6 protein-coding genes are annotated in these 8,601 nt (G+C 48.3%); 1 reads left to right on the plus strand and 5 read right to left on the minus strand.

Going from position 1 to position 8,601, the window contains the following annotated elements:
• Together VIM87_RS22085 and VIM87_RS22090 are read right to left on the minus strand one after the other, a co-directional pair.
• Positions 1-232 (minus strand): hypothetical protein (locus tag VIM87_RS22085; protein ID WP_414649659.1); only part of this gene is annotated, 232 nt, incomplete at its 3' end.
• A 15-nt stretch (positions 233-247) separates the two neighbouring features.
• Positions 248-1,765, minus strand: coding sequence for a hypothetical protein (locus VIM87_RS22090; RefSeq protein ID WP_331999109.1), 1,518 nt, complete (start codon positions 1,763-1,765; stop codon positions 248-250).
• Between the two features lie 328 nt (positions 1,766-2,093).
• Between VIM87_RS22090 and VIM87_RS22095 the strand changes: the two genes are divergently transcribed.
• Entirely contained in the window at positions 2,094-3,017 is a 924-nt protein-coding gene (locus tag VIM87_RS22095) for a TIGR01777 family oxidoreductase (RefSeq protein ID WP_331999110.1), read from the plus strand.
• 185 nt (positions 3,018-3,202) lie between these two features.
• Here the strand turns inward: VIM87_RS22095 and VIM87_RS22100 are convergent, their stop codons facing one another.
• From VIM87_RS22100 to VIM87_RS22110, 3 genes are all read right to left on the minus strand, one after another.
• Positions 3,203-4,432: an alkaline phosphatase family protein gene (locus VIM87_RS22100; protein WP_331999111.1), complete on the minus strand. Its 1,230-nt coding sequence runs from the start codon at positions 4,430-4,432 to the stop codon at positions 3,203-3,205.
• A gap of 203 nt (positions 4,433-4,635) precedes the next feature.
• Positions 4,636-6,096, minus strand: coding sequence for a SusD/RagB family nutrient-binding outer membrane lipoprotein (locus VIM87_RS22105; RefSeq protein WP_331999112.1), 1,461 nt, complete (start codon positions 6,094-6,096; stop codon positions 4,636-4,638).
• A gap of 19 nt (positions 6,097-6,115) precedes the next feature.
• Positions 6,116-8,601 (minus strand): TonB-dependent receptor domain-containing protein (locus VIM87_RS22110; RefSeq protein ID WP_331999113.1); only part of this gene is annotated, 2,486 nt, incomplete at its 5' end.

Consider the following 8,601-nt stretch of genomic DNA (forward strand, 5'->3'; position numbering starts at 1 on the left):
TAAGCAGCAGCGTTTGCAGGAACAGCAGCAGGATGGCTATGGAGGTAAAGAACAGCGGGCTTTTGCCTACCAGCACCTGCAGCCATTTTACCAGCAGGTCGTACAAAAGGCCCTCTGACCCGTCTGCAATAAAGGTTGACGGATGTAACAGGTAGAAAAACTTAACCAGTAACGTATATATTAACAGCAGCAATACCGTTAACGGATTGCCGGAGCGGAAAAATCTTACCACGGTGCAAAGGTGTGATTAAAAGTCAACTTTTGCAAAGCAAATATAATTCCTGTAAACACAGGGTATCAATACACTGCGGCTGCTGATCTGCTTTCCGTAACGGGGCATCCAGGTAAACCCTTTATCCAGGTTGCGCAGGGTGGGCAGGCGGCTGATCTTACCATCCGGCTGGATGCTGTTGTCCGTTAAGATATAGTTGCGGCGGTCCAGCTCATTATACAGGAAACGCAGCTCACTGCCAATGTTCACCATTATAAAGGAGAGGTACAGGTCGGCCCCGTCGTCAAACTGGCTTTTGCGTACAAAGTTGCTCCATTGCGGGTTGCCCTCATTATCAAATGACAGGATAGCCACATTATCATAGTGGTAGCGGTTCCCCTGCGAGTTGTTCCATCCCCAGGGATTATAATACATGGGAGAATACGGGGAATAATAATAGGAGTACGGGTATGACATACCGCCGTATGGGCCGTACATATAGTTCCAGCGGTTCCAGGGCTGGTAGCGGGAGGTGGTGTAGAACGATTCTGCGGTTAACAGGAATCCGCCGTCCTTGGTATTAATGATCTTACGAATGAAATAATCGTTGAAAGCGGCATTGGTAGAGGATTCCCCACGGGCGTTCATTTTCAGCTCATTGGAGAACTGGGCCAGCTTCTCAAATACCTGCTGCTTCTGCTCATAGTCGTATTTGCTGATGTACAGGCCTTCTACATTGCCCCGCTTCTGTTTGTAGTAAAAAGCGGTGATCAGGGCCCGGTGCTGGTTGTTATCCAGCTTCAATTTCACCTCATCCAGCAGCTGGTTCTGCAGCTTCATCGGGGTGATCTCAAAGGAATCTACTGCGGATCTTTTGATCACCAACTCCCCGTTCACGGTATAATCCCGGTTGCTGGTACGTTCCAGCTTGGTAAATATCAGGTCGCCGTTATTGGAGAGGTTAAAATTGCTGAGGAAGCTCTTTTTTTCCATGGGCAATGACAGCCGGCTGTTATTTACAAAGTTGAAGGAGCTGTCGTACTGGAAAGTGTAGAACACGTTGTTGTCTTCCTTATCCTGGTTGATCTTGTAGACCAGGATCCGGGACTTATCTTCCGAATACTCTACAGAATACACTTTGTTTTCCTTGGAATAAAAACCAATGCGGGTAGAGTCTATTACCACAGGTGATTGTTCAAACTTGGCTTCCGGGTTCATGGTGGCGCAAACGCTGTACACGGCATCTTTCCGCTGGAACTGGTAGATCATGAACACCTTGTTGGGATAGGCAACAAAATCCATGCTGATGATCTTACGGGGTAAAAAGTCCAGCTTTACCCGCTGTTTCAGCTGCATGGCGTTATCATATACGGACACCGCGTTATCACCCCGGTCGCTTTTATACACCATGATGTTACCGCCAACCCGGCCTATAATTTCAAATTCAGTGCTTTTATAATCATCCCGTTCCGGTTCTGAGTAGGCTATTTTTTGGGCCATGAGTGATCCGCCACACAAAAGCAGGCAAGCCAGGAGAGAAAATCGGTATAGCATCGGTATATGTTTTAAATAATGTGGTAACGTAAATTCATTCTATATTGTTGTAGGCGACGGGCCATACCCATAGGAAAAATTTTACAGTCAAACCTACACGAAAATTTGCTTTTCACAAAGAGTATGTGGTCCATGGTCAATGGTCCATAGTCCATGGCCTGCTCCGGTGCTCTTGTACTACGGATGAATGGCCGATGGCGATGATACACGGCTGCTTCCTGTGCCTGTAAAACCTGTTGTACGCTAAGGGCTATGGACCATCGACCATGGAGTATTTACTTTTATTCTGTACATTTAGATAAATTTAATTCAGAACCGTTCTTGCCTGATGGAAACAGTGTTAATTACCGGGGGTACGGGATTTATTGGAGAAGCGCTTACTCAACTGCTTACCGAACATGGATATCATGTAATTGTCCTGAGCCGTCAACCACATGCGCACACAAATTCCGCTAACAACCTGCTCACCTATGCTCATTGGGATGTGCGCAAGCAGGCCATAGATCTGGCGGCCGTGCAGGCGGCTGATTTTATTGTGCACCTGGCCGGGGCCAATGTAGCCGGCCACCGCTGGACCAATACCTATAAAAAAGAGATCGTAGACAGCCGCATTCAAAGCAGCCAGCTGTTATTCAATACGTTACAACAGCATCCTAATAAGGTGCGCAAATTCATCAGCGCTTCCGGCACCGGTTATTATGGTGAAAATAACGGTCTTACTCCTTTTACAGAAACAGACCCGCCTACCACAGATTTCCTGGGTAATACCTGCCAGGCCTGGGAAGCGGGCGCCCTGCAAATGGAGCAGCTGGATAAAAAAGTAGTGATCTTCCGCACCGGTATAGCCCTAAATAAAAATGGCGGTGCGCTAAAAGAATTTTATAAACCCCTGCAGTTTGGTTTTGCCACTATCCTTGGCAGCGGGGAACAATGGGTAAGCTGGATACACCTGCACGACCTGGTACGCCTTTACTTTAATGCGATCGTAAACCCGGGCTTAACCGGCATTTTTAATGCCGTGGCCCCAAAGCCGGTACAGCATAAGGACCTGATCATGACCATGGCCAAGGTGGCGAAGGGCAAAAGCTTTATTTCTGTACATGTACCTGCCTTTGCTTTAAAGCTGGGCTTAGGCGAGATGAGTACGGAGGTATTAAAAAGCGTTAACGTATCCTGCCGGAAAATACAGGATACCGGCTTCCAGTTCTCCTATCCGGAGATTGGTGCTGCAATGGAGCAACTGCTGCAATAATTACGAATTAGTCAATTACGAATTACGAATTGGGCTGAATGTGTTCAGTTAAATGCTGAACGCGGAAAGCTAAACGCTCAATGCTTAATGCTAAACGCGGATTGTGTTTTGCCGTAGGCCTATGCTTTAGGCGTTCAACATTTCGCCCCCCCATTCGTAATTCGTAATTGACTAATTCGTAATTTTTACTTCACGATCCAGCGGTTCACCATATTATCCGGGCCCTCCAGCACTACTTTATAAAAGCCTTTTGGCAGCTGTTGTACATCAACTACTGCTTTTTCCTGTTCCAGCGGCACCTGTGCCAGCAGCTGGTAATCATCCTGGCCGCCTTCTTTGAACCGGTTGGTAGTGGCCACCCATATTTTCACCTTCCCTTTTTTAGCCATGGCCTTCCATTGTAGCTGCAGCCTGCCATCTGCATACGCGGCCTGCGGCTGTACCAGGGACACCGGGCCTATCAGCGGCACCCCATCTACTTCCCGGGCATTTGCTTCAGGCATCTTAACTTTCATAAAGCGGGCAATGCTGGGCATAATATCTACTATGCCAGGCTGGCCATGCTTAAAACAATCGTTCAGCTGCTGCGCATTGGTTACCATCCAGGTGGTACGCTCCCGGTCCGACTGGCGGCCATGCCCACGGCCGCTTACACTATCGCGCCCATGATCCGTGGTAATGAAGATCAGCCAGTCTTCCCCGAACTGTTTGCGGCGGTACTGGATGGCGCTCCAGATGCGGCCAACCTGGTCATCTACCATCTTCACGGCATCGTACATTTTTTCACTGTCGCCAAAGCGGTGGCCCATATCATCACTGTATTCCAGGTACACCCAGGAAAGGTCCGGCGCATTGGTACGGAGATAAGCTGCTGCCTGGTTGGTCACCGTTTCATCTATCAGGTGAATGTACTGGCTGCTTTTATCATGCGGGTACTGTACGGTATCCAGCTCCAGCCCATCCACATGATGATCTATATGCAGGTAACCGGTTTGCGGCAGGCTGTCGCCTACCAGCTTGGTACGGTTATCCAGCCAGGTGGAAAAAATAGCGGCTTGCTTTTGCGGGTAAGCGGCTTTAAAATAGCGAAACAGGCTCCAGTAATTGTAGTTCTGTGCGGCAATATCGTTATCCCATACATTGTGCTTATTCACCCAAACGCCCGTGAGCAGACTGTTGTAGCCTACTGCGGAAATAGTGGGTGTTTGAGAATAACCGCCCTTTTCCCCGCCTACATAAGCACGGGTATAACCGCCTACGGCTGCAATACTGTCCATATGCGGTGTGGGAACTTTTTCTTTTACATCTGCAGGAATACCGTCCACTATAATGAATACCGCCTTACGGGCGCCTTGCTGGGCGTGGAGGGTAAGGCTGAAGCCGGCTAACAGGAAGGTATATATGATTTTTTTCATGCTTGCATGGTTTTGAAATTCAAAAGAATGTAAAATTTAAAATCTTAAACCGACGAAGGAGGTTCATAGAGACTATTTAAAAGACTTTATGAACGGGATAAACCATAAATGTAAAAGTAAAATGCCGCGATACCTTGTACATACTCCTGTTCACGACATTTCACTTTTACATTTTTCATTTATGATCTTACATTCTTTTTAAGCTATTCCTTGATCAGTAACCACATTTGTCCGTTAATATTATCCCCTGAAGGATATTGGCGGCTAATAGCGGCGGTTACATTCTCACGGTTCAGGTCAAACTCATTTTCAGGATACATCCAGCGTTTGGGTACCTGGTGGTTGTTCAGCACACCGGCGCCGGATACATCAAATACGGGGAAGCCTGTACGCCGTTGCTCATAAAAAGGCAGCCAGCCGGTGTTCACAAAACAGGCAATATATTTTTGTGTAATAATAGCCTTCAGCTCCTGCCCTGCCTGCAGCTGTACAGCCGGTTGGGCCAGGTAGGCGGTAATGGCGTCCGGTGCTGTTTTATAGAACTCATGAGATGCCTGTATACCTTTTTTATAATAATCGCCGGCGCTGCCGCCGATCCAGCCGCGCACTACCGCCTCTGCCAGTATGAACTGCAGCTCGGCATATCCCATAGCGGTGCTGGCCTCATTTACGGGATCATGGTAATAACGCTCATCTATTTTAGAGGCCTGCCCGGCTGCTACCCGGGTCGAGTTCTCGTCGATGGTAGCACTGCCCATAACACCGCCGTAGGCATTAAAATCATCATCTGCCAGCCCTGAATGGATGGGCGCTTTAGCTGCCATGCGGAACAAACGCGGATCTTTCAAACCTTTCAGCATGTTCACAAAGGTTTCCTCCATGTAATAGGCGGTTTGCAGATCGTTGTTGTTAAAGAAGGGATAACGGTCATCCTGCAGGTCATAGAACACCAGCTGCGCATTGTCGGCATTGCCGGTGAATAATGGATACTGCGCCGGGTTGTTCACTATTTCACTGAAGCGTTGTTTGATATTCAGCTTTGTGTTGCCTTCTTTTTGGGAAAGAGAGATGAGCACCCGCAGGCTGAAACTGTTGATCAGCTGTTTCCACTGCTTAATAGTTCCTTTATACACTACATCACCCTGTATGGTACCTGCATCGTCCGTCAGCGCAGCGTTGGCTTCTTTCAGCTGGTCCAGCACTTTCAGGAAAATATCCTCCTGCTTATCATAGCCTGGTGTAAAATTTTTCTCGTTGCCCTGTAAGGCTTCGCTGTAGGGCACATCGCCAAAGGTGAGGGTAAGGCGCATAATAAAATAGGCCCTGAAAAATTTGGCCAATGCCAGGTACACGGGCTTATTGACCCGCTGGGCTTCTATTTCCATCTGCACTACCTGGCGCAGGTTATCATAGTCGCCATAGCCGGAGCGTTGCCAGCCGTAATACTGGTTATTATTTACCCCGTCTGTATAGGCCATCTGGCGCGATGCCAGCGCAGCGGACAGGCTTACCTCATTAAAAGCATCGATCTCTATGCTGGTAAGCAGCAGGTCCGGCGAGGCCTGCGTGGTTTTATTGGGATCTGTCTGGAAAGCCTCAAACTTCTTACAGCTCACCAAACCGGTTATAAGCAGCAGGTTAATGGCAATAAATATCTTTCGCATACTTTACTTGCTTTGATGATCAGAATTTAAAATTCACGTTAAAACCCATGCTGCGCATAGAGGGTGTTTGCAGGTTATCTTCGCCGGTATCCGGGTCCACATTGGGCAGCTTTGCAAACAGCAGCAGGTTACGGCCTATCAGGGCTACGGAAGCAGAACGGAAGAAGGTGCCTTTAACCCATTTTTCCGGTACCTGCCAGGTGAGGTTCACTTCCCGCAGCTTTAAAAAGGTTTCTGAATAGTAGTTATATCGGGTGTTGGCGGCGTTGCTGGTGTTCACCATATAATCTATATAGTTCACGGCTTTGGTGTTGGGTGCAAACTTGCGGCTGTCGCCAACAATATTGCCTGCCCCGTCATACTGGATATCGCCGCCGGTTACTACTACGCCCTGGCCTACATAGGTGGCCTGCCCGGCATTCGCATCATCGCGGAACTGGTTCACCGTACCAGGATGGGTACCGCCCCACCACATTTTCTGGTTGGTGGTGGAGTAGATCAATCCGCCAATACGCCCGTCTACCAGGAAGCGCAGCGAAAAATTCTTATAACGGAATGTATTTTCCACGCCATAGACCCAATCCGGATCATCGTTACCTACATAGCGTGTAAAGGGATCATCTTTCGGAAAACCATTGCTCTGGTATACGATATTACCCTGCGGGTCTTTTTCATATACAGATGCAAAGATGCGGTCAACCCGGTCACCTACCTTCAGCTTGCCCAGCACGGCTTCATTATTGAAAATGGCCTGCAGGTAGCGGTGATAGCTGCTGAAATTCATCAGCACATCCCAGCTGAAATTCTTATTACGTATAGGGGTACCCGTTAACACGAACTCAATGCCCTTGCGCAAATACTTATTACCATTTTCCCGGCGGGAGGTATAACCGCTGGTACCGGATACATTGATGTTCACAATATTGTTGTAATCCTGTATGCGGTAGTAAGTTGCATCAAAGCCCAAACGGTTGCCGAACCATTTCATTTCCAGGCCGGCTTCCCAGGAGGCAGAGGTGCGGGGCTTCAGATCAGGGTTTTGCAGCGTGCCACCGTAAGTGAGGGATGGTGTACCATTCCACTTAATGCCCCGGTCGTAAGCGGGCAAATAGTTATAGGTATAAGTATTATCCGAATCCAGCAAACCGCTGGATACTTTTGACCAGGAGCCGCGTGCTTTCAGGTAAGAGAACCAGTGCGGCAGCTTTACCAGCTCAGACACCAGTATGGAACCGGATACGGAAGGATAAAAGAACGTATTGTTGCTTACCGGCAGGGTAGATATTTTATCAGTACGGCCGGTGAGCGTAAGGTAAAATGCGCCTAAATATTCCAGGTCCACAAAACCATAGGCGCTGCTGGTACGCCTTTCTTCCAGCCCATTGGTGCCCTGCACCGGGTTGGTGGAGTTGCTGAGGTTATAAAAACCGGGTATCGACAGTCCATCTGTATTAGACGACTGGTACCGGTAATTACGGTAGTAGTTGGAGCCGCCTAATTCCGCATGCACTGCAAAGTCTTTATTGAAGGTATGCTCATACCGCAAAATAAGGTCGGTAACAATGTCGATATAATTACCGCTGCTCACATAAAAGTTGCCACGCGATTTATCACTGTAACGCACATAACTTTTAGGCTCTTTTACATTGGAGGTTAAGCCATAGCTGTTAACGCCCGTGCGGAACTTGGCGCTAAAATCCTTACTGAATGTATAGTTCAGGGCCATAGAGCCAAACGTATTGTCCTTGTAATAACCGTTCAGCAGCTCATATGCCTGGAAGTATGGATTGTTGTACCACGACTGGTTATAGTGTTTTTGCTGGATACCTTCCTGGCCCGGCTGCCAGTAGTTGCGCAGGTCGCGGATATCTACATCGGCGCCGGTCCATAAAACCAGGTTATACAGGTAGTTGCCGGGGCCGTAGCCTACTTCCGGGTAATTATCCGTGTATTGACGGTTGTAAGTGATGCGCGCATCCACATTCAGCCGGTCAGATAAATTATAGTCGCCGGATAAGCTGAAGGAGCTGTTGTTCAGATCCGTATTTGGCACTACTCCCATTTGATAAATATGAGAGGCTGATGCCCGGAAATTCCCTTTATCACTGCCTTTGGTAACACTGATGTTGTTAGTGGAGATAATCCCTGTTCTGAAAAAGTTCTTCACATTATCCTTACCGCGGGATATAAAGGGCAGCGGTACCCGCTGGTTGGTATTGGGATCTACAGGACTGTTATACTGCGGCGTTTCCCAATAACCACTGGGCGTGTTTGGATCGGGCTGATCCAGCTTAGGGCCCCAGATCCAGCCGGAACCTTCCGTACCACCGCCGGAACCATCCACATAGGCATATTTGCCTTTGTAGCCATTGCCATAAGTGCTTTGCACTTTGGGAATGCGTATAAAAGAGGGCTGGAACATGGTAGAGGAATTAAATTCCACTGCCAGGTCTTTACCCTTACCCCGTTTGGTTGTGATCATAATTGCGCCGTACTGGCCTATGG

The sequence above is a fragment of the Chitinophaga sp. genome (assembly GCF_036569125.1).
In the GTDB taxonomy this organism is placed as follows: Bacteria; Bacteroidota; Bacteroidia; order Chitinophagales; family Chitinophagaceae; genus Chitinophaga.

What these genes read in the sequence shown, in the direction of transcription:
- VIM87_RS22100 (WP_331999111.1), bottom strand. Translation starts at nt 4,432, where the DNA reads ATGAAAAAAATCATATATACCTTCCTGTTAGCCGGCTTCAGCCTTACC.
- VIM87_RS22095 (WP_331999110.1), top strand. Translation starts at nt 2,094, where the DNA reads ATGGAAACAGTGTTAATTACCGGGGGTACGGGATTTATTGGAGAAGCG.
- VIM87_RS22090 (WP_331999109.1), bottom strand. Translation starts at nt 1,765, where the DNA reads ATGCTATACCGATTTTCTCTCCTGGCTTGCCTGCTTTTGTGTGGCGGA.
- VIM87_RS22105 (WP_331999112.1), bottom strand. Translation starts at nt 6,096, where the DNA reads ATGCGAAAGATATTTATTGCCATTAACCTGCTGCTTATAACCGGTTTG.